Source organism: Kitasatospora sp. NPDC088783, assembly GCF_044750705.1.
GTDB lineage: Bacteria > Actinomycetota > Actinomycetes > Streptomycetales > Streptomycetaceae > Kitasatospora > Kitasatospora fiedleri.
Genome location: NZ_JBIVKJ010000011.1, coordinates 223,535 through 242,922, shown reverse-complemented (window position 1 = coordinate 242,922; position 19,388 = coordinate 223,535). Strand labels below are relative to the sequence as shown.

General features: G+C 73.3%; 19 protein-coding genes and 2 pseudogenes. 10 read left to right on the top strand and 11 right to left on the bottom strand.

Translation table 11 applies throughout. The features are described 5' to 3' along the window. Positions 1-17 precede the first annotated feature (17 nt). The 5 genes and pseudogenes from ACIP60_RS28020 to ACIP60_RS28000 form a co-directional block, all read left to right on the top strand. Positions 18-362: pseudogene (locus ACIP60_RS28020) on the top strand (cellulose binding domain-containing protein); the annotation flags it as partial. A gap of 196 nt (positions 363-558) precedes the next feature. After that, positions 559-786: a hypothetical protein gene (locus tag ACIP60_RS28015; RefSeq protein WP_400689169.1), complete on the top strand. Its 228-nt coding sequence runs from the start codon at positions 559-561 to the stop codon at positions 784-786. A gap of 19 nt (positions 787-805) precedes the next feature. Next, positions 806-1,360 carry a glycosyl hydrolase family 18 protein gene (locus ACIP60_RS28010; RefSeq protein WP_400689166.1) on the top strand — a complete coding sequence of 185 codons (555 nt, stop codon included), beginning with the start codon at positions 806-808 and terminating at the stop codon, positions 1,358-1,360. Next, positions 1,291-1,548: pseudogene (locus ACIP60_RS28005) on the top strand (glycoside hydrolase); the annotation flags it as partial. The gene ACIP60_RS28010 and the pseudogene ACIP60_RS28005, both read left to right, overlap by 70 nt. Before the next feature lie 148 nt (positions 1,549-1,696). Beyond that, positions 1,697-1,879: a glycosyl hydrolase family 18 protein gene (locus tag ACIP60_RS28000; RefSeq protein ID WP_400689163.1), complete on the top strand. Its 183-nt coding sequence runs from the start codon at positions 1,697-1,699 to the stop codon at positions 1,877-1,879. 19 nt (positions 1,880-1,898) lie between these two features. On the opposite strand, the gene ACIP60_RS27995 is transcribed toward ACIP60_RS28000, so the two are convergent. The 8 genes from ACIP60_RS27995 to ACIP60_RS27960 form a co-directional block, all read right to left on the bottom strand. After that, complete coding sequence (locus ACIP60_RS27995) at positions 1,899-2,588, bottom strand: spermidine synthase (protein WP_400689160.1); 690 nt, start codon at positions 2,586-2,588, stop codon at positions 1,899-1,901. 73 nt (positions 2,589-2,661) lie between these two features. Next, a complete protein-coding gene (locus ACIP60_RS27990) occupies positions 2,662-3,519 on the bottom strand; it encodes an amino acid ABC transporter permease (RefSeq protein WP_400689157.1) in 858 nt (285 codons plus the stop codon). Further along, positions 3,516-4,160: an amino acid ABC transporter permease gene (locus ACIP60_RS27985; protein WP_111554309.1), complete on the bottom strand. Its 645-nt coding sequence runs from the start codon at positions 4,158-4,160 to the stop codon at positions 3,516-3,518. Before ACIP60_RS27985 ends, ACIP60_RS27990 begins: the two co-directional genes overlap by 4 nt. Before the next feature lie 14 nt (positions 4,161-4,174). Beyond that, positions 4,175-5,062, bottom strand: a complete 888-nt coding sequence (locus ACIP60_RS27980; protein ID WP_400689152.1) for a glutamate ABC transporter substrate-binding protein — start codon at positions 5,060-5,062, stop codon at positions 4,175-4,177. 25 nt (positions 5,063-5,087) lie between these two features. Next, positions 5,088-5,831 (bottom strand): amino acid ABC transporter ATP-binding protein, encoded by a 744-nt coding sequence (locus tag ACIP60_RS27975; RefSeq protein ID WP_400689291.1) that lies wholly within the window; start codon positions 5,829-5,831, stop codon positions 5,088-5,090. A gap of 62 nt (positions 5,832-5,893) precedes the next feature. Further along, the gene (locus ACIP60_RS27970) at positions 5,894-6,142 is read right to left on the bottom strand and encodes a LapA family protein (protein WP_100835509.1); all 249 of its coding nucleotides are present in this window, start codon (positions 6,140-6,142) and stop codon (positions 5,894-5,896) included. Positions 6,143-6,346: 204 nt separating this feature from the next. Further along, positions 6,347-8,119 (bottom strand): ABC transporter ATP-binding protein, encoded by a 1,773-nt coding sequence (locus ACIP60_RS27965; protein ID WP_400689149.1) that lies wholly within the window; start codon positions 8,117-8,119, stop codon positions 6,347-6,349. A 139-nt stretch (positions 8,120-8,258) separates the two neighbouring features. Continuing rightward, on the bottom strand, positions 8,259-10,343 hold the full coding sequence (locus ACIP60_RS27960) for an ABC transporter transmembrane domain-containing protein (protein WP_400689146.1): 2,085 nt from the start codon (positions 10,341-10,343) through the stop codon (positions 8,259-8,261). Between the two features lie 481 nt (positions 10,344-10,824). On the opposite strand from ACIP60_RS27960, the gene ACIP60_RS27955 reads away from it, so the two are divergent. Beyond that, positions 10,825-11,664 carry an aldo/keto reductase gene (locus tag ACIP60_RS27955; RefSeq protein WP_400689288.1) on the top strand — a complete coding sequence of 280 codons (840 nt, stop codon included), beginning with the start codon at positions 10,825-10,827 and terminating at the stop codon, positions 11,662-11,664. Between the two features lie 164 nt (positions 11,665-11,828). Here ACIP60_RS27955 and ACIP60_RS27950 read toward each other — a convergent pair whose 3' ends face one another. Beyond that, positions 11,829-12,629: a MarR family winged helix-turn-helix transcriptional regulator gene (locus tag ACIP60_RS27950; protein ID WP_233533620.1), complete on the bottom strand. Its 801-nt coding sequence runs from the start codon at positions 12,627-12,629 to the stop codon at positions 11,829-11,831. Between the two features lie 507 nt (positions 12,630-13,136). Between ACIP60_RS27950 and fabG the strand changes: the two genes are divergently transcribed. The 4 genes from fabG to ACIP60_RS27930 all read left to right on the top strand — a co-directional run bounded on the left by fabG (position 13,137) and on the right by ACIP60_RS27930 (position 15,981). After that, positions 13,137-13,922 (top strand): 3-oxoacyl-ACP reductase FabG, encoded by a 786-nt coding sequence (fabG, locus tag ACIP60_RS27945; RefSeq protein WP_400689141.1) that lies wholly within the window; start codon positions 13,137-13,139, stop codon positions 13,920-13,922. Between the two features lie 164 nt (positions 13,923-14,086). Next, positions 14,087-14,278 carry a hypothetical protein gene (locus ACIP60_RS27940; RefSeq protein ID WP_100835514.1) on the top strand — a complete coding sequence of 64 codons (192 nt, stop codon included), beginning with the start codon at positions 14,087-14,089 and terminating at the stop codon, positions 14,276-14,278. A gap of 307 nt (positions 14,279-14,585) precedes the next feature. Continuing rightward, the gene (locus tag ACIP60_RS27935) at positions 14,586-15,605 is read left to right on the top strand and encodes a phosphatase PAP2 family protein (RefSeq protein WP_400689137.1); all 1,020 of its coding nucleotides are present in this window, start codon (positions 14,586-14,588) and stop codon (positions 15,603-15,605) included. Between the two features lie 124 nt (positions 15,606-15,729). Continuing rightward, on the top strand, positions 15,730-15,981 hold the full coding sequence (locus ACIP60_RS27930) for a DUF6343 family protein (protein WP_282205242.1): 252 nt from the start codon (positions 15,730-15,732) through the stop codon (positions 15,979-15,981). Between the two features lie 36 nt (positions 15,982-16,017). On the opposite strand, the gene ACIP60_RS27925 is transcribed toward ACIP60_RS27930, so the two are convergent. Together ACIP60_RS27925 and dxs are read right to left on the bottom strand one after the other, a co-directional pair. Next, a complete protein-coding gene (locus tag ACIP60_RS27925; RefSeq protein ID WP_400689135.1) occupies positions 16,018-17,409 on the bottom strand; it encodes an aspartate aminotransferase family protein in 1,392 nt (463 codons plus the stop codon). Between the two features lie 19 nt (positions 17,410-17,428). Then, on the bottom strand, positions 17,429-19,354 hold the full coding sequence (gene dxs / locus ACIP60_RS27920) for a 1-deoxy-D-xylulose-5-phosphate synthase (RefSeq protein WP_400689132.1): 1,926 nt from the start codon (positions 19,352-19,354) through the stop codon (positions 17,429-17,431). Positions 19,355-19,388 lie beyond the last annotated feature (34 nt).

The window sequence follows — 19,388 nt, the reverse complement described above, 5'->3', positions numbered from 1 at the left end:
CGGGCAGGAGCCCCTTCATGCGCAGACGTCGGTACCGCCTCCCCCTCCTCGCCGCCGGCAGCCTGCTCGCCCCGCTGCCGACGGTGTCCCTACCGGCCGGGGCCGCGCACGCGGCCGAGCCCACCGCGGTCTTCCACCAGGACCAGAACCAGAACCGAGGCACGGGTTACGGCGGCGGCTACACCGTCACCACCGCTGGCAGCGCCGCCATCAACGGCTGGACGCCGGAGTTCGACCTCCCCGCGAACCGCACCCTCGGCGCGCGGTGGAACGCCACGTACACCGCCGCGGCCTCGCACGTCACGGTGAAGAACCCGAGCTGGCAGCCGCAGATCGCCCCCGGCACCTCCTACGGCTTCGGCTTCAACGTGGCCTACTCGGGCCCGTACGCCGAGCTGCGGAACTGCAAGCTGAACGGCCGGCCCGTGCGACGGCGGTGGCGGCGACACCCGGCCGCCGACGATCCCGGCCGACGTCACCGCGTCCCGGTCCGGCACGGGCCGGGCCACGCTCTCCTGGACGGCGTCCACCGACGACGTCAAGGTCGCCGGGTACGACGTGTACGAGGGCGCGGCCAAGCTGTCCACGGCGACGGGCGACGGCACGGCGGTGACGCTCACCGGCCTGGCGGACGGCCCGCACACCTGCACGGTGGTCACGTTCGACCCCTCGGCCAACCGCTCGGCGGCCTCCGCCCCGGCGACGCTCACCATCGTCCCGCCGCCGCCGGACACCGTGGCCCCGTCCGTCCCCGCCCCGCCACCGCGGCGACGGTCTCCAACCTGACCATCGGCTACTTCACCCAGTGGTCGGTGTACGCGCGCGGCTACAGCCTGAAGAAGCTGGACACCTCGGGCAGCGCCGCGAAACTCGACCACCTGAACTACGCGTTCGCCCACATCCACCCGTCCACCAAACAGTGCTTCCCCACCAACAAGGCGGCGGGCAACGACTCCGACCCGAACGCGGGCGACGGCGCGGGCGACGTCTGGGCGGACTTCGGGCGCGGCTGGGACGCGGCCACCTCGGTGGCGGGCACGACCGACACCTGGGACCAGCAGCTGGCCGGCAACTTCAACCAGCTCCGCAGCTCAAGGCCAAGCACCCGCACCTCAAGGTGCGGATCTCGCTGGGCGGTTGGTCCTACAGCAAGTGGTTCTCCGACGCGGCGGCCACCGACGCCTCGCGCAAGGCGCCGGTCTCCTCCTGCATCGACCTGGACTGGGCGCGGCCGAACTCGGAGGCCACCTCGGCAACGTCGTCCGGCCCGCCGACAAGGCCGACTGCACCCTGCCGGCCCAGGAGTTCCACCGCCAGCTGGACGCCCTCGACGCGAGCACCGGCAAGCACTACACGCTGAGCGCCTTCCTGCCCGCCGACCCGGCGAAGAGCACCGCGGGCATCGACGTCCCGGGCCTGTTCGGGGCGTTCGACTTCGCCGCCGGCGACCCCTCCGCCCCGGACCGGCGCTTCAGCTCCGAGATCGCCATCAACGCGTACGTGAACGGCGGCGCCCCGAAGTCGGAACTGACACTGGGCGTCCCGTTCCACGGCCGCGGCTGGACGGGCGTGCCGCGCGGCAGCACCAACGGCCTGCTCCAGCCCGCGACCGGCCCCGCGCCGGGCAGCCACGAGAACTACCACACAAGTCAAGTAGCTTGCCACGAAAGGTGGTTACACCCTCTACCGGGACCCGGTGGCCGGCCGCTCCTACCCCCACAACGGCACCGTGCTCTACACCTACGACGACCCGACCGAGATCACCCGGAAGGCCAACTGGATCAAGGAGCAGGGCCTCGCCGGGGCGATGGTCTGGCCCTTCGACGGCGACACCGCCAACAGCGAGTTGATGACTGCCATCGCCAACGGGCTCAACTAGCGCATTGATTGACGGATAGTCAGGCGCGGCGTGCCAGGTGCACCACATCGGGCACGCCGCGCTCGACCGGCACCTCCTCGGTCCGTACGCCGGTGAACCCGGCCTCCCGCAGCGCCCGTTCGAAGGCGGCGGACGGCTGGGCGCTCCACACCGCCAGCACCCCGCCGGGGTTGAGCCGGGCGGCGGCGGAGGCCAGCCCGGCCGGGGCGTACAGGCGGCCGTTCTCGGTGCCGACCGTCCAGTCGGGGCCGTTGTCGACGTCGAGGCAGAGCGCGTCGTAGCGCTCCCCGTCCCGCCCGAGGTACTCGACCAGGTCGGTGTGCAGCACCTCCACCCGGGGGTCGTCCAGCGCCCCGGCGGAGAACGCGCCGAGCGGGCCGGTGCGGTGCCAGTCGATGATCGCCGCCTCGCGCTCGACCACCGCGATCCGCGCCCAGCGCGGCTCGGCGGCGGCGTGCGCCAGCGAGAAGCCGACGCCCAGCCCGCCGATCAGCACGCTGGGGCGCTCCACCGCCGCCAGCCCGTCCAACGCGGCCCGCACCAGCAGCCGTTCGGAGCGGCCGTCGACGGTGTCCATCAGGAAGCAGCCGTTCACGATGACCTCGCAGTGCTCCCCGCGCCGCCGCAGCACCACCTCGCCGCTCGCGCTCTCCCGCCGGTCGAGCACTTCGGCCTCGGACAGGCCCTGGCGGCTGGGCAGCACGGACATGCGGCAACTCCTGGGAAGGTCGGCACCGGTCGTTGACCCACTGACCCTAACCGACCCGGCCGGTCACCGTGGGCTACCCCTGCGGATCGGGCGTGAACCCGGCCGGCGCGACCGGCGCGCCGCCCTTCACCTTCGGGCTGCGCCGCCCGCGCCGCTCCAGCCACTTGGCGAACCAGGAGAGCAGCAGACACATCCCGATGTAGACCGGGGCGATCACCATGACCACCGGGATGAACGGCAGGTCGTAGTCGAGGTTGGTGGCGATCAGCTTCCCGGCGTGCAGGAACTCCTCGTAGGTGATCAGGAACCCGAGCGAGGTGTCCTTGAGCGCCACCACCAGCTGGCTGACGATGGTCGGCAGCATCGCCCGGTTCGCCTGCGGCACCAGCACGTACGCCATCACCTGGGTCTTGCGCAGCCCCAGCGCGTACGCCGCCTCCCGCTGCCCCCTGGGCACCGCAAGCACCCCGGCCCGGAACACCTCGGCCAGCACCGAGCCGTTGTACAGCGTCAGCCCGGCGACCAGCGCCCACATCGGCGGCGCCTTGAGCGCGACGAAGATGAAGAAGATCATCACCAGCAGCGGCATCGCCCGGAAGAACTCCACCACCACGGTGGAGACCCAGCGCACCACCCGGTGCTCGGAGAGCCGACCGGCGGCGAACAGCGCGCCGAAGGGCAGCGCGAACAGGGCCGTCCAGCCGAAGGCCTTCAGGGTGTTGGCCAGGCCGCGCAGCAGCAGTTCCTGAACGCCCTTGTACTCGAAGGGCATCCACTTCTGGTACGTGAACTGCTGGGTGTGGAACAGCATGTAGACCACCCAGCCGATCACCGCGACGATCAGCAGCAGCGCCAGCCACCCGTACAGCCGGTGCCGGGCCAGCGCCTTCGGGCCGGGGACGTCGTACAGCGCGGAGGACTCCACCGTCATCGGGACACCGCCACCCGTCGTTCCAGCAGGTTGAACAGGGCGCTGATCGCCAGCGTCAGGACCAGGTACCCGAGCGCGATCCAGACGAAGGTCCAGACGATGCTGTAGCCCAGCTCGTTGAGGGTCCGATAGGTGCCGAGCAGTTCGACCACGCTGAACGACCCGGCGATCGCGGTGTTCTTGGCCAGCGCGATCATCACGCTGCCCAGCGGGGCGACCACCGCCCGGTACGCCTGCGGCAGGATCACCAGGCCCAGCGTCTGGGTGAAGGTCAGGCCCAGGCTGCGGGCCGCCTCGCCCTGCCCGACCGGCACCGTGTTCACCCCGGAGCGCAGCGTCTCGCAGACGAACGCCGAGGTGTAGCAGCCCAGCGCGAGCACCGCGAAGGTGAAGAACGGCAGCGTGATGTCGAACCGGGGCAGGCCCAGCACCACGATGAAGAACAGCAGCGTCAGCGGCGTGTTGCGCAGCACCGTCACCCACCCGGTGCCGAACGCCCGCAGCGGCTTGACCGGCGACACCCGGAAGCCCGCGACCACCACCCCGAGCACCAGCGACAGCGCCGCGCTCACCAGGGTCAGCCACAGCGTGCCGAGGAACCCGTGCCAGTACGTGGACCAGTTGTCGGTCAGGACGTTCACCTGTCCTCCTCCCTCTACTGGTACCGGTCGACGGCCGGCGGCTCGGGCGCGGGCACCCCGGACAGGCCGAGCGTCGCCTCGTACGCCTTCTTCCAGTCGCCGTTCTGCTCGTGCCGCTCCAGCGCGTCGTCCAGCGCCAGGCGCAGCGCGGTGTCGTTCTTCGGCACGCCGATGCCGTACGGCTCGGTGGAGAACGGCTGCCCGGCGATCTTCAACTCCTCCGGGACCTTCGCCGCGTAGCCCTGCAGGATCGCGTTGTCGGTGGTCACCGCGTCGACCTGGCCGGTGATCAGGTTGTCCACGCAGGCCGAGTAGGTGTCGTAGCCGATCAGCTTGGCCTTCGGGTAGTCCTGCTGGATCCGCTGGTACGGGGTCGCCCCGGCGGCCGAGCAGACCTTCCGCCCGGCCAGGTCCTGCGGCCCGTCGATCCCGGTCTCGTCCTTGCGGACCAGCAGGGACTGCCCGGCGGTGAAGTACGGCCCGGCGAAGCCGACCAGCTTCTTGCGGTTGTCGTTGATGGTGTAGGTGCCCACGTAGTAGTCGACCTGTCCGTTCTGCAGCGCCGTCTCGCGGTTGGCGGAGGCGATGGTGCGGAACTCGATCTGCTCCGGGGCGAAGCCCAGGTCGGCGCCGACCATCTTGGCGATCTCGATGTCGAAGCCGGAGTACGCGCCGGTCGCCGGGTTCTTCTGCCCCAGGTACGGCTGGTCCTCCTTGGCGCCCACCACCAGGTGGCCGCGGGCGCGGGCCGCGTCCAGGGTCGGCGAGCCGGTGACGGCGTCGCCGCCGCGCACCTGGTAGCTGGGCAGCGCGCCGGCCTGCGGGCCCTTCGGCGGCGGGGTGCCCTCCTTGCCGCAGCCGGACAGGCCCGCCAGCACCGCGAGCACCGCGAGCAGGGGCACGAGGCGTCTCCTCACCCGGACCACCTCAGTGCTTCAGGATCTTGGAGAGGAAGTCCCGGGCCCGCTCGCTGCGCGGGTCGGCGAAGAACTCCTCGGGGACGCGGTCCTCGATGATCCGGCCGTCCGCCATGAACACCACGCGGTTGGCGGCCGACCGGGCGAAGCCCATCTCGTGGGTCACCACCACCATCGTCATGCCCTCGGCGGCCAGCGAGCGCATCACCTCCAGCACCTCGTTGATCATCTCGGGGTCGAGCGCGGAGGTCGGCTCGTCGAACAGCAGCGCCTTCGGGTCCATCGCCAGCGCCCGGGCGATCGCCACCCGCTGCTGCTGGCCGCCGGACAGCTGCGCCGGGTACTTGGCCGCGTGCGCCTCCAGCCCGACCCGCTCCAGCAGTTGGCGGCCCTTGGCCTCCGCCTCGGCCTTCCCGCGCTTGCGGACCTTGATCTGGGCCAGCGTCACGTTCTGCAGCACCGTCTTGTGCGCGAACAGGTTGAAGGACTGGAACACCATCCCCACCTCGGCGCGCAGCTTCGCCAGGCCCTTGCCCTCCGCGGGCAGCGGCTGCCCCTCGATCAGGATGCTGCCGCTCTCCACCGTCTCCAGCCGGTTGATCGCCCGGCACAGCGTGGACTTGCCCGACCCGGAGGGGCCGATCACCACCACGACTTCGCCCCGGCCCACCACCAGGTCGATGTCCTGGAGCACGTGCAGCTGCCCGAAGTGCTTGTTCACCCCGCGCAGTTCGATCAGCGGCTCCCCCACCAGGCCGCCCGGCACCCCTGCCGGCACTCCTCCCGGTGCCGCCCCGGCGCCCTCCCCCGGGGCCGTCACCTGGCGCGCCGGCCCTTCAGCAGCCAGCCCAGCGCCGTCCCGGCCAGCAGCGTCGCCAGCAGTGCGATCCACAGCGGGCAGGTGACGGTGAACACCCAGAACTGGATCCTCACCTTCTCCAGGTTGGCGAACAGGAACCAGATCGCCAGCACCACGATGACGCCGATCCCGATGTACCGGGTCGGAATCCCCGCGATCTCGTTGCGCTGGGTGCCTGACGGAGAACCACCTGATGTCTTGGTCACCCCCGCAGTCTGCGCCCGCCCCGCCCACCGACCACCGCGCCACCCCGCCGCCGGCCGCCATTCACCCGCCCATTCACCCGTCCGCGCCACACCCCCTCCGGGGCGGCGGACGGGTGGTGCGGCGGCGGGGCCCGCCCACCGGACCGCCGCCCCTCCCGTCGGGCCGTCACCTCTCCTCGGGTCTCCTCGGGTCTCCTCGGGCCGCTACCTCTCGTCGCGCCAGGACCGCCAGAGCGCCGCGTACGGCCCGCCGGAGGCCACCAGCTCCGGGTGCGGCCCGTACTCGGTGATCCGGCCCTGCTCGACCACCGCGATCACGTCGGCGTCGTGCGCGGTGTGCAGGCGGTGGGCGATCGCCACCACGGTGCGCCCGGCCAGCACCCGGGAGAGCGAGCGCTCCAGGTGCCGGGCCGCCCGCGGGTCGAGCAGCGAGGTGGCCTCGTCCAGCACCAGGGTGTGCGGGTCGGCCAGCACCAGCCGGGCCAGCGCCAGTTGCTGGGCCTGGGCGGGCGTCAGCGCGGCGCCGCCGGAGCCGACCTCGGTGTCCAGCCCGTCCGGCAGCGCGTCCACCCACTCCTCGGCGTCGACCGCGGCCAGCGCGGCCCGCAGTTCGGTGTCGTCGGCCTCCGCCCGGGCCAGGTGCAGGTTGTCCCGCAGGGTGCCGACGAAGACGTGGTGCTCCTGGTTGACCAGCGCGACCTCGGTGCGCACCCGCTCGGCCGGCATCCGCGACAGCTGGGCCCCGCCGAGCGTGACCAGGCCCCGGCCCGGCGCGTAGATGCCCGCCAGCAGCCGGCCCAGCGTCGACTTGCCCGCCCCCGACGGCCCGACCAGGGCCACCCGGCTGCCCGGCTCGACGTCCAGCGTGATGTCGCGCAGCACGTCCGCCCCCTCGTGGTAGCCGAAGCTGACCTCCCGGGCCTCGACCCGGCGGCCGTCCGGGCGCAGCGCCGCGTCGGTCTCCGGCTCGGCGACCTCGTGGACGCCGACCAGCCGGGCCAGCGAGGTCTGCCCGACCTGCAACTCGTCGTACCAGCGCAGGATCCGGGAGACCGGGTGCACCAGCGCCTGGGCGTACAGCACGCCGGTGGTCAGCCGGCCCGGGCTGACCCAGCCGTGCAGGGCGAACAGCCCGCCCAGCACCAGGGTGCCGAGCACGGCCAGCGCGTAGGTGCCGTCCACGGTGGGGAACCAGACGCTGCGCAGCCACAGCGTGTACCGCTCCCAGGAGACCCACTCGCGGATCTTCCGGTCGGTCAGTTGCACCCGGCGGTCGCCGAGCCGCAGCGCCTCGACCGTCCGCCCGGCGTCGACCGTCTCGGCGAGCACGGTGTTGACCGCCGCGTACCCGGCCGACTCGTTGCGGTACGACTGCGGGGCCCGGCGGAAGTACCACCGGGAGGTGAAGAACAGCAGCGGCAGGCCGAGCACGGCGGTGGCGGCCAGCAGCGGCGAGGTGACCAGCAGCGCGCCGAGCACCAGCACCACCGAGACCACCGCGACCACCAGTTCGGGCACCGCGTCGCGGACCGAGCGGGCCAGCCGGTCGATGTCGGTGGTGCCCCGGGAGACCAGGTCACCGGTGCCGGCCCGCTCCAGCACGCCGAGCGGCAGCGCCACCGAGCGGACCAGGAAGTCCTCCCGCAGGTCGGCCAGCGCCTCCTCGCCGAGCACGCTGCCGCGCAGCAGCGACAGCCCGGTGAACACCGACTGCACCACCAGCGCGGCCAGGTACCACCCGATCGCGGCGGCGATCCGCCCGCCGCCGCTCCCCGCCGACAGCGACTGCACCAGCGACCCGAGCACCGCCGGCCCGACCAGCCCCGCCACCGTCGCCGTCCCGTGCAGCGCCACCACCGCCGCCAGGCCCCCGCGGTGCCGCCGCAGCAGCATCCGCCCGTACGCCCGCACGGCCGCGGTGGAGCCGACCGGCAGCGTGGTGGCCGGCCCCTGCTCGTGGATCTTCGGGGGCTTCACGGCGTGCTCCTTCGGTTTCGACCGCGGCTGCGGCGACGACTACGGCCACGGCTGCGGCCACAGCTACGACTGCGGATCGGCTGGACGTCCGGACGGCGGCCGGCCGCCGGGCCGGGCCGGGGGCCGGACGGGTGCCCGCTCACTCCGCACCCCCCGGCAGCACCGAGCCCACCGGCACCTCGGCCGACCCCGCCGGACCGCCCGGCCCCACCGGCTCCGATGCGCCCACCGGCTCCGGCGCGCCGGTCTCCGGCGGCGCGCTCTCGTCCCGGGTGACGACGGCCCGGTAGCGCGGCTCGGCGGCCATCAGCTCGCGGTGGGTGCCGGTGGCGGCGACCCGGCCCCGCTGGAGCAGCAGGACGGTGTCGGCCTGGTCGAGCAGCAGCGGGCTGGTGGCGAAGACCACCGTGGTGCGCCCGGCCCGCAGTTCGCGCAGGCCCGCGGCGATCCGCGCCTCGGTGTGGGCGTCGACGGCGCTGGTCGGCTCGTCGAGCACCAGTACCGGCGGGTCGGCCACCAGCGCGCGGGCCAGCGCGAGGCGTTGGCGCTGGCCGCCGGAGAGCGAGCGGCCGCGCTCGGTGATCCGGGCCGCCATCGGGTCGTCCGCGCATTCGGGCGAGCCCTCGACCAGTGCCTCCAGCGCGTCCTGCGCGCGGGCGGCGGCCAGCGCCTCGGCGGGTCCGACCCGGCCGGAGCGGGGGACGTCGAACAGGTCGGCCAGGGTGCCGGAGAGCAACACCGGCTCCTTGTCGTGGACCAGCACCGCCGCCCGGGCGGCGGCCAGCGGCACCCCGTCCAGGGCGACCCCGCCGAGCCGGACGGAGGGCTTGGCCCGCTCGCCCTCGGCGAGCACCGGCCGCCCGCCGAGCCGGGCCGCCAACTCCCCCGCCGCGTCCGGGTCCCCGCAGACCACGGCGGTCAGCCGACCGGCCCGGACGGTCAGCCCGCTGACCGGGTCGTGCAGGTCCGACCGCGCGGCCCGGCGCACCAGCTCCGCCACCCCGGACGAGCCGACCGCCACCCCCGCACCGTCCGCGTCCACTGCCCCGCCGGAACCGTCCGCACCCGGCTCGTCAACGCCTTCAACACCGTCCGTGAAGAAGGGATTTGACGTTCCGTCACCATTGCTCTCGGCCGCCCCACCAGAGCCGTCCGCACCCGGCACGTCAACGCCGTCCGCGAAGACCCGACCTGACGATCCGCCACCCTCACCCCCGGCCGCCCCGCCCTCGCGGGTCAGCGAGAGCACCTTGACCGCCCGCCCGGCGGAGACCCGGGCGACGCTCCAGGCGTGCGCGGCCTCGCCGATCACCCGCAGCGGGGCGGCGAGGAAGGCGGTGGCCCCGTAGACGGCGATCAGCTCGCCGACGCCGATCGACCCGTCGAGGGCCAGCCGGGCGCCGTACCAGGTGACGCCGATGACGAACAGGCCGGGCAGCAGCACCTCCTGGGCCTGCATCACCGCCCAGGTCCGGGCGGTGCGGACGGCGGCGGCCCGGACCCGCTGGGAGGCGGCCCGGTAGCGGCGCAGGAACAGCTCCTCGCCGCCGATGCCGCGCAGCACCCGCAGCCCGGCCACCGTGTCGGCGGCCAACTCGGAGGCCCGGCCGCCGAGCGCCCGCTGCTCGGTGTAGCGCCGCTCGAACGGCCCGAGCAGCGGCCACACCGCGGCGGCCAGCACGGGCACCCCGAGCAGCACGGCCAGCCCGAGGCCGGGCTGGCGCCACAGCACCACGGCGCTGACGCCGAGCCAGGCCAGCACCGCGCCGCGCAGCCGGGCGGTGAGTTCGACGTACCAGCCGATCTTCTCGACGTCGCCGCTGGAGACGGCGACGATCTCGCCGGTGGCGATCCGCCGGCTCAGGCCGCCGCCCAGCGCGGAGGCCTGGCGGGCCACCAACTGGCGGACCTGGGAGGCGGCGTGGATCCAGTTCCACACCACCTGGCGGTGCACCAGCACCGTCATCGCGGTCTGCGTGGCGGACAGCAGTAGGGCGAGCAGCCCGGCCGTCAGCAGGGCGCGGGTGTCCCGGTCGACGACGGCTTGGACGCCTCGGCCGACCGCGACGGGCAGCGCGGCCATCGAGCCGAGCTCCAGGGTGCACCACAGCGTGGCGAGCAACTGGCCCCGGCGCTGGGCCCGGCCGAGCCAGCGCAGGAAGCCGAGCGGTGAGCTGAGGTCCGGGCTGCCGGGATCGGGCAGCGGAAGGGGGACGAGCGGCATGGTCGCTCCGTTACGGGGACGGGACGGGCAGGGGAGCGCCCGGACGGGACGCGGCGGGACAGCAGGCCAGAAGCGGGGAGCAGGAGGGAGGGAGGGCGTCCGGCCGGGGGAACACGGGCGGGCGGCGTCGGTCGGCCGGGCCCGGTGCGGGCTCCGGCGCGTCGGAGGTGCGCGGCGGAAGGCGTGGTCAGCTCGTCACATGCGGTGAGCCTGGCCGTCCCGCTGTGACGCACGCAACAGGTTTTCCGGCGGATCGGCCCGATCCGGCCGTCGGCCCCGTCCACTTTCATCCGTTCCGGGGAACTCTCCGGCGCGGGGAATAAGCCGGAGTTCACCGCCGTTGCCACCGCTCCGGAAGCAGAGAAGCAGAAGCCAACCGCAACCGAAGGGCACTCCTTCCGTGACCAGCACCCCCGCAGTACCCCCGACCACCTCGACCCCCTCGACCCCCTCGGCCGAGGCGGTCCCCGCGGTCCCCTCGATCGCACTGAACAACGGCGTGCGCATCCCGCAGCTCGGCTTCGGCGTCTGGCAGGTGCCGGACGAGGAGGCCGTCCCGGCGGTGCGCACCGCGCTGGAGGCCGGCTACCGCTCGATCGACACCGCCGCGATCTACGAGAACGAGACGGGCACCGGTCAGGCGATCGCCGAGTCCGGCGTGGCCCGCGACGAGCTGTTCGTGACCACCAAGCTGTGGAACTCCGGCACCGTCGACTGGTCCGGCGAGCAGGGCCAGGGCCGGGTGCTGCGCGCCTTCGACGAGTCGCTCGGCCGCCTCGGCCTCGACCGGCTGGACCTGTACCTGATCCACTGGCCGCGCCCGATGCACGGCAACACCTTCCTGAACATCTGGCGCGCCTTCGAGCAGCTGCACGCCGAGGGCCGGGTCCGCGCGATCGGCGTCTCGAACTTCCGGGTGGCGGACTTGGAGCTGCTGCTCAAGGAGGCCGAGGTGAAGCCGGTGCTCAACCAGATCGAGCTGCACCCCTACTTCCCGCAGGCCGAGCTGCGCGCCCTGCACGCCGAGCACGGCATCGCCACCGAGGCGTGGAGCCCGCTGGGCCAGGGCAAGGACCTGCTGGCCGAGCCCGCCCTGCTGGCCGTCGCCGCCAAGCACGGCCGCACCGCGGCCCAGGTGGTGCTGCGCTGGCACCTGCAGTCCGGCGTGATCGCCATCCCGAAGTCGGTCACCCCCGCCCGGATCCGGGAGAACCTGGACGTCACGGGCTTCGAGCTGGACGCCGAGGACCTGGCCGCGATCGACGGGATCGCCACCGGGCAGCGGATCGGCCCGGACCCGGCCGCCTTCGACTGGAACTGACGCCCCGTCCGCTGACGCAGAGTCAGCAAGGAGCGGGTCCGTGAACGTCGGAAGGGGCCGACACCCGAGGGTGTCGGCCCCTTCCGACACGTCCCGGGCGGTGCCGCGTTACCGGCCGGGGCGCGGTCGCCGCCCGAACGACCGGGCGACGCTTTGCAGAATCGTTACAGCCGGGCCGCCTTCGCGAGCAGGGCGAGCGCCTGCGCGTGCTCCTGCGGCTCCAGCGGGGAGAGCAGCGCCTCCTGGACCTCGCGGACCCCTGCGGTGGAGCGGTGCAGCAGCTCCTGGCCGGTCGGGGAGAGCGAGAGCAGGTTGCGCCGACCGTCCGAGGGGTCGCGGCGGCGCAGCACCAGGCCGCGCCGGACCAGCCGGCTGACCATCTCGGCCATCGTCGCCTTGTCCAGCGAGGCCAGCTCGCCGACCGTGCGCTGGTCGGCGCCCGGCTCGGTCTCCAGCGCGTCCAGCACCGCGTACTGAGGTGCCGTCAGCTCGGTGCCGACCTTCTCCGACCAGAGCTTGGTGTGCACCTGCTGGGCGACCCGGATCAGGTAGCCGATGGCCCGCTGGGCGTCCAGCGTGGGCCGGGCGTCCCCCATCACGGCGACCGCGGAGGGCTCCAGCCGGGCTATCCGGGCCATCACCCGGACGATCTCCAGCTGCTCCTCGGGGCTGAGCGGCTCGAACAGGGTCCGCTGGACCCGGACCACGCCGCCGGTCGCCTCGCGCACGGCCTGAGCGCCGTTCTGCGAGAGGGCCAGCAGCTTGCGCCGGCCGTCGGCCGGGTCCCGGCGGCGGAGCACCAGGCCCCGCCGGACCAGCCGGGCGACCATCTCGGCCATGGTCGCCTTGTCGAGCGAGGCCCGTTCGCCGACCGTGCGCTGGTCGGCTCCGGGCTCCAGGGCCAGTACCAGCAGCACCGCGAACTGCGGGGCCGTCAGCTCGGTACCGACGTATTCGGACCACAAGCGGGTGTGCACCTGCTGGGCCACGCGGATGAGGTGACCGGGCGACTGCTGCAGTCGGCCGGGCACGCGGGTTGTCGGGATCTCCCCCAGCACCATGAAATCCGTCCCGGTGTCACGCCCGGGTGTGTGTGGGACACCCGAGCGGGGCAGTAACGGCGAGTGAGCATCCCGCTGTGAGTGAGGACGCGCCGGCCGTGCAGCCGGTGGCTGCTGGCGCACACTATACAAACGGTCGGCCTGGACTGGCAGGTAGGGGCGCAGAGTAGTCGCAGGTTCGGTGAAGTTGGCATATTTCCCCCGTATGTCGGGTCCACGACCAATCCGGTTCACCCGCTCGGCCGCTTTCCGCCCTCACCCTCCGTCACCTGCGGCGCTGCCCCTGGTCGGAAACCCTACCCGTCGGTAAGGTTGCCGGGCTGCGCTGTGCGCACCTCCTTTATTTCTCATCCACGGGTCACCGGCCCGCGCCGGTCCCGTCGTCCGACTTCGAGAGAGACGAGTACGAAGATGACCGAGCAGAGCACGTCCGTGACCGCCGACGCTCCGGTGCGGGTGGCCGTCGTGACGGGTGCGGCCCGTGGGATCGGAGCGGCCACCGCGCTCCGACTGGCAGCGGACGGTTACGCCGTCGCCGTGGTCGACCTGGCGGAGGACGCCGCCAAGGACACCGTCGAGGCGATCGAGGCCGCGGGCGGCCGCGCGCTGGCCGTCGGCGCGGACGTCTCGGACGCGGAGCAGGTGCAGGCCGCGGTGGACCGGATCGCCGCCGAGCTGGGCACCCCGGTGGTGCTGGTGAACAACGCGGGCGTGCTCCGCGACAACCTGCTGTTCAAGATGTCCGAGTCGGACTGGGACACCGTGATGAACGTCCACCTCAAGGGCGCCTTCCTGATGACCCGCGCGGTGCAGAAGCACATGGTGGCGGCCGGTTTCGGCCGGATCGTCAACCTCTCCTCCTCCTCCGCCCAGGGCAACCGCGGCCAGGCCAACTACTCGGCCGCCAAGGCCGGCCTCCAGGGCTTCACCAAGACCCTGGCGATCGAGCTCGGCAAGTTCGGCATCACCGCCAACGCGGTCGCCCCCGGCTTCATCGCCACCGACATGACCGCGGCCACCGCGGCCCGGGTCGGCATGGAGTTCGAGGCGTTCAAGCAGGCCGCCGCCTCCGCCATCCCGGTCCAGCGGGTCGGCGTGCCGGACGACATCGCGCACACCATCTCCTTCCTGGCCTCCGAGGGCGCCGGCTTCGTCTCCGGCCAGGTCATCTACGTCGCGGGCGGCCCGCTCGACTAGTCGGACGGGCGGCGCGCGACACGCCCGCGGCGCGTTCGTGGTGCGCCGTCCGGGGCCCGGGTCCAGACTCGATGGCAGACCTCCCGCCGCCGGCCCGGCGGCGGGCGCGCCCCGCCGGAGGGGCCGGGCCGGTCCCTCCGGCGCTCCACCCACGGAGGATCTTGATGACCGATTCCACGGACAGCGAGTCCATGCCGACGCCCGACAACCTGCTGCACACCGGGGCCGAGCACCCGGTCGACCCCGAGGACCTGGTGATGGCCTCGGGGCGCACCCCCACCCCGGAGCTGCTCGCGAAGGCCAAGAAGCAGCTGGAGGAGCAGGGCGCGGCGGCCGTCGAGCGGCTGCTGCCCTGAGCCCGGCGCCGCCCGTTCGAATCGGCGGCCGATTTCCCGGAAGCGACCCGGAAGTGACCTGGGTCACGGGAAATCGGCCGCCTCATTCGTTCCCGCACTACCCTCCGGCCTATTGGAGAAACTGCCGGAATGCGGCGCTCCGGAGCGCCGGGGAGCGTGATTTCCCCCACCCTCCGCCCCTTTCCCCCGCCGCGGCCCCGGGGGTTGAACTGCCGCTATGGAGAAACCAGGGACGACACGTCACCGCCGGGTGACAGATCGGCCGAATAGCCCGGGTCTCTCCGGGCCGACCGGTAATGTCGAGGCCGTGCCAGCCAAGCCCGAATCCCCCGAGCAACCGATATCGACCGCACCGCGCACGGTTCCGGTCCGATCCGGACACGGTTCCCTCACCGGAACGACCGATTCCGCGCTCCCGTCGATCAGTCGGCGGCACGCCCTGCTCTTCGGCCTGGTCGGGGTGCTCTACCTGGTGGTGGTCCTGGCCATCCTGTACGACTCCCCGCTGGTCGACCTGGACTGGTCCCTCCAGCAGCTGCGGCCGTACCGGCAGTGGCCCGGGGCACTGCCGTACCTCGACATCTGGGTGATCGCCGGACAGCGCGGCCCGACCGCGATCGCGGCCTGCCTGTGGCTGGGCTGGCGCTGCTACCGCTCGCACTCCGCCCGGCCGCTGCTGGTGATGGGGATGGCGCTGCTGCTGCTGAACGTCACGGTCGGCGGAGTGAAGATCCTGACCGGCCGGCTGGGCCCGCACTACGCGCACTACGTGGGCTCGCCCGAGCTGTTCTCCGGCGGCAGCATCTTCCCCTCGGGCCACACCGCGAACGCCGTGGTCACCTGGGGCGTGCTGGCCTACCTGGCCACCCGCTGGCGGCGCACCGGCACCGTGCTGGCCGGGCTCACCGCGGCCTCGATCGGGCTGACCACCGTCTACCTGGGCACCCACTGGATCTCGGACGTGTTCGCGGGCTGGGCGGCGGGCGCACTGGTGCTGCTCTCGCTGCCGCTGGCCGAGCCGGCCGTCGCCGCGCTGGACCGGCGGGTGCTGGCCGCCTGGCACCGGGAGGGCCGCTTCGCCCGCCCGGCCGCCGCGCCCCGGCCCCGCCCGGCGGCGGCGGCCCGCCCGGCGTGGCCGCCGCACCCGCTGCCGTCCTCCGCTCAGCCCGCCCAGGCGCGCTCCACCACGCCGTCGCACACCGTCAGGTTGAGCCGGTCCGAGCGGTACTCCATGGTCAGCAGCGCCTCCGGCGCCAGCACCCGCACGGTGCGCCAGCCGCGCTCGGCGGCCAGCGCCCGGGCCGGTTCCACCGGCAGCCCCGGGTAGTCCTCCAGCCGGTCGTCCATCGTCCCGCCTCCCCGTTCCCGAAAGGGTGGTGCCCCGCGAGGGGTCCTACCCTGGAAGGGTACGAGGGAGGCGGTTGCGTATGCGGCGGGCCAGGACGCCGAAGGTGTGGCGGAGCGGGAGCGAGCCGGTCACCGCGCGCAGTGACCTGAAGCTGCGGTTCCTGCTGTCGGTGCTGTTCGTGCCGTTCTTCGCGCTGTGCACGGCCGGGTTCGCGGTGTGGGCCGCGCTGGCCTCCCCGCACGGCGCGCCCAGCAGCGGGACGCTGGTGGTGTTCGCGGTGGGCTGCGGGGTGCTGACCCTGGTGGCGGCGGCGGACCTGTGGGTCGTGGTGCGCCGCCGCCGCACCGAGCTGTGAACCCCTGGCGCCGTCAGGTCGGCGCCGGGGGCCCGGTCAGCGCGAGCCGACCGCCTGCTTGACCAGGGTCCGCCCGAAGTCCCACATCAGGCCGCTGCCGCGGTGGGCGTCGTCCATCACCTCGGTGAAGGCGTCGACGAAGCGGTCGACCTCCTTCTCGGTGACGATCAGCGGCGGGATCAGCTTGATCACCTCCAGGTGGTCGCCGGAGACCTGGGTGAGGATCCGGTGCCGCTGGAGCAGCGGGACGACCACCATCTGTGCGAACAGGCCCTTGCGGGCGGCCTGCAGCGCCGTCCAGCCGGTGCGTAGCTTGAGCGACTTGGGGCGGCCGAACTCGATGCCGATCATCAGTCCGCGCCCGCGCACCTCGGCGAGCAGCTCGTACCGCTCGGTCAGCGCCGCCAGCCTGGTCCGAAACAGCTCGCCGACCTTCGCGGCGTTCTCCACCACGCCCTCCTGCCGCATCACGTGCAGGGTGGCCAGGCCGGCCGCCATCGCCTGGGCGTTGGAGCCGAAGCTGGCGGAGTGGACCAGCACCCGGTCCATCGAGGAGTACACCTTCTCGAAGATCCACGACTTGCCGAGCGTCGCCCCGATCGGCACGTACCCGCCGGAGAGCGCCTTGGCGGCGCACACCAGGTCGGGGTGGACGCCCTCCTCGGCCTGGTAGGCGAAGAAGGTGCCGGTGCGGCCGACGCCGGTCTGCACCTCGTCGCAGATCAGCAGCGCCTTGTGCTCGTGCAGCAGCGCCTGGGCGGCGGCCAGCCAGCCGGGCGGCGGGGCGAGCACGCCCTTGCCCTGGATCGGCTCGACGATCAGCGCCGCGACGTCGCCCTTCCTGAGCTCCTTCGTCAGCGCGGCCAGGTCGCCGAGCGGGATCGGGGTGTCGGGCAGCAGCGGGTCGAAGCCCTTGCGGAAGCCGCCCTCGCCGTTGACGGACAGCGAGCCGGCGGTCAGGCCGTGGAAGGCGTGGTCGCAGTACAGGACGCGGCGCTTCCCGGTGGCGTACCGGGCGAACTTGAGCGCCGTCTCGACCGCCTCGGTGCCGCTGTTGCCGAAGAACACCCGGTCCAGGCCGGGCGCGTGGGCGATCAGCTGCTCGGCGAGCAGGCCGGGCAGCGGGGAGCAGTCGAAGCGGGTCAGGTCGGCCGTCTCCAGCTCCATCACCTGCTCGATCGCGGACCGGACGGCGGGGTGGTGCCGGCCGAGCGCGAAGATGCCGAACCCGGCGAGCATGTCGAGGTACTCGTTGCCCTCGGCGTCGTAGAAGTACGGGCCTTTGGCGCGTTCGTAGTACCGGTCGAAGCCGATGGTGTGCAGCATCCGGGGCAGCTGCGGGTTGAGGTAGCGGGCGTGCAGCTCGTAGCGCTCGCCGCCCCGGGCGTCGAGCAGGGCGGCGAGGTCGAGCGGTTCGGCCTGGGTCACGCTGGTTCGCTCCAATCGGTCACTTGCGCGGCACCCTGGGCCGGTACTCCTGGGCGCCGCTCCGCGTGCCGGGCAGCAGGCGGCGGGCGTAGGCGGCGGTCTGGGCGGCGACGCCGGTGCCGGTGAGCCCGATCTCCTCGAGGATCTCACCGCGCGAGGCGTGCGCCAGGAACTCCTGCGGGACGCCCAGGTCGCGCAGCGGGGTGTCGACCTCGGCGTCCCGCATGGCCTGGGCGACGGCCGCGCCGACGCCGCCGGCCCGGCCGTTGTCCTCGACGGTGACCACCATCCGGTGCGCGGCGGCCAGCGCGACGAGGGCGGGGTCGACCGGCTTGACCCAGCGCGGGTCGACCACGGTGGCGGTGATCCCGTCGGCGGCCAGCAGCGCGGCGGCGTCCAGGCAGGCGGCGGCCATCGGGCCGACGGCGACCAGCAGCACGTCGGGGCTGGGCCCGGTGCGGGCCAGCACGTCGACGCCGCCGATCCGTTCGACCGCCGGGATCGCGGGCCCGAGGTCGCCCTTGGGGAAGCGCACCACGGTGGGGGCGTCCTCGACGGCGACGGCCTCGCGGAGCTGTTCGCGCAGCCGGTCGGCGTCGCGCGGGGCGGCCAGCCGCAGCCCGGGGACGACCTGGAGGATCGACATGTCCCACATGCCGTTGTGCGAGGCCCCGTCGTTGCCGGTGACCCCGGCCCGGTCGAGCACGAAGGTGACGCCCAGCCGGTGCAGCGCGACGTCCATCAGGACCTGGTCGAAGGCCCGGTTCAGGAAGGTCGCGTAGACCGCGACGACCGGGTGCAGCCCGCCGGTGGCCAGGCCCGCGGCGGAGGCCACCGCGTGCTGCTCGGCGATCCCGACGTCGTAGGTGCGCCCGGGGTGGGCCGCGGCGAACGGGCCGAGCCCGACCGGGTGCAGCATCGCGGCGGTGATCGCCACGATGTCGGGCCGCTCGGCGCCGAGCGCGAGCATCTCCTGCCCGAACACGGACGTCCAGGAGGCGCCGGCGGACGGGGAGACCGGCAGGCAGGTGTACGGGTCGATCGGGCCCACCGCGTGGAAGCGGTCGGCCTCGTCCTGCTCGGCGGGCCGGTAGCCGCGGCCCTTGACGGTCAGGCAGTGCACGATGACCGGCCCGCCGAAGTGCCGGGCCTGGCGCAGCGCCTGCTCGACGGCGGCGATGTCGTGGCCGTCGATCGGGCCGAGGTACTTGAGGCCGAGGTCCTCGAACATGCCCTGCGGCGCGAAGGCGTCCTTGAAGCCCTTCTTGGCGCCGTGCAGCGCGTCGAACAGCGGCGGTCCGACCACCGGGGTGCGCTGGAGGGCATCCTTGCCCCAGGCGAGGAAGCGCTCGTAGCCGCGGGTGGTGCGCAGGGTGGCGAGGTGGTGGGCCAGGCCGCCGATGGTCGGCGCGTAGGAGCGCTCGTTGTCGTTGACGACGATGACCAGCGGGCGGTCCTGGGCCTCGGCGATGTTGTTGAGCGCCTCCCAGGCCATGCCGCCGGTGAGCGCGCCGTCGCCGATCACCGCGACGGTGCAGCGGTCGACGCCGAGCAGCTGGTTGGCCTTGGCGATGCCGTCGGCGTAGCCGAGCGCGGTGGAGGCGTGCGAGTTCTCGATCAGGTCGTGCTCGGACTCGGCCCGCGAGGGGTAGCCGGACAGGCCGTCCTTGGCGCGCAGCCGGCCGAAGTCCTGCCGGCCGGTGAGCAGCTTGTGGACGTACGCCTGGTGGCCGGTGTCCCACAGCACGCGGTCGTGCGGGGAGTCGAAGACCCGGTGCAGGGCGATGCTGAGCTCGACCACGCCGAGGTTGGGGCCGAGGTGGCCGCCGGTGCGGGTGACGGCGTCGATCAGGAAGTCGCGGATCTCGTCGGCGAGCAGCGGCAGCTGCTCGGGGTGCAGGCGTCGGAGGTCGGCGGGCCCGGTGATCCGGCTCAGCAGTGGCATGGCGTACCCCTCACGGCTGGTTCGGTGTGCGTGG

What these genes read in the sequence shown, in the direction of transcription:
- ACIP60_RS27960 (WP_400689146.1), bottom strand. Translation starts at nt 10,343, where the DNA reads ATGCCGCTCGTCCCCCTTCCGCTGCCCGATCCCGGCAGCCCGGACCTC.
- dxs (WP_400689132.1), bottom strand. Translation starts at nt 19,354, where the DNA reads ATGCCACTGCTGAGCCGGATCACCGGGCCCGCCGACCTCCGACGCCTG.
- fabG (WP_400689141.1), top strand. Translation starts at nt 13,137, where the DNA reads ATGACCGAGCAGAGCACGTCCGTGACCGCCGACGCTCCGGTGCGGGTG.
- ACIP60_RS27990 (WP_400689157.1), bottom strand. Translation starts at nt 3,519, where the DNA reads ATGACGGTGGAGTCCTCCGCGCTGTACGACGTCCCCGGCCCGAAGGCG.
- ACIP60_RS27940 (WP_100835514.1), top strand. Translation starts at nt 14,087, where the DNA reads ATGACCGATTCCACGGACAGCGAGTCCATGCCGACGCCCGACAACCTG.
- ACIP60_RS27995 (WP_400689160.1), bottom strand. Translation starts at nt 2,588, where the DNA reads ATGTCCGTGCTGCCCAGCCGCCAGGGCCTGTCCGAGGCCGAAGTGCTC.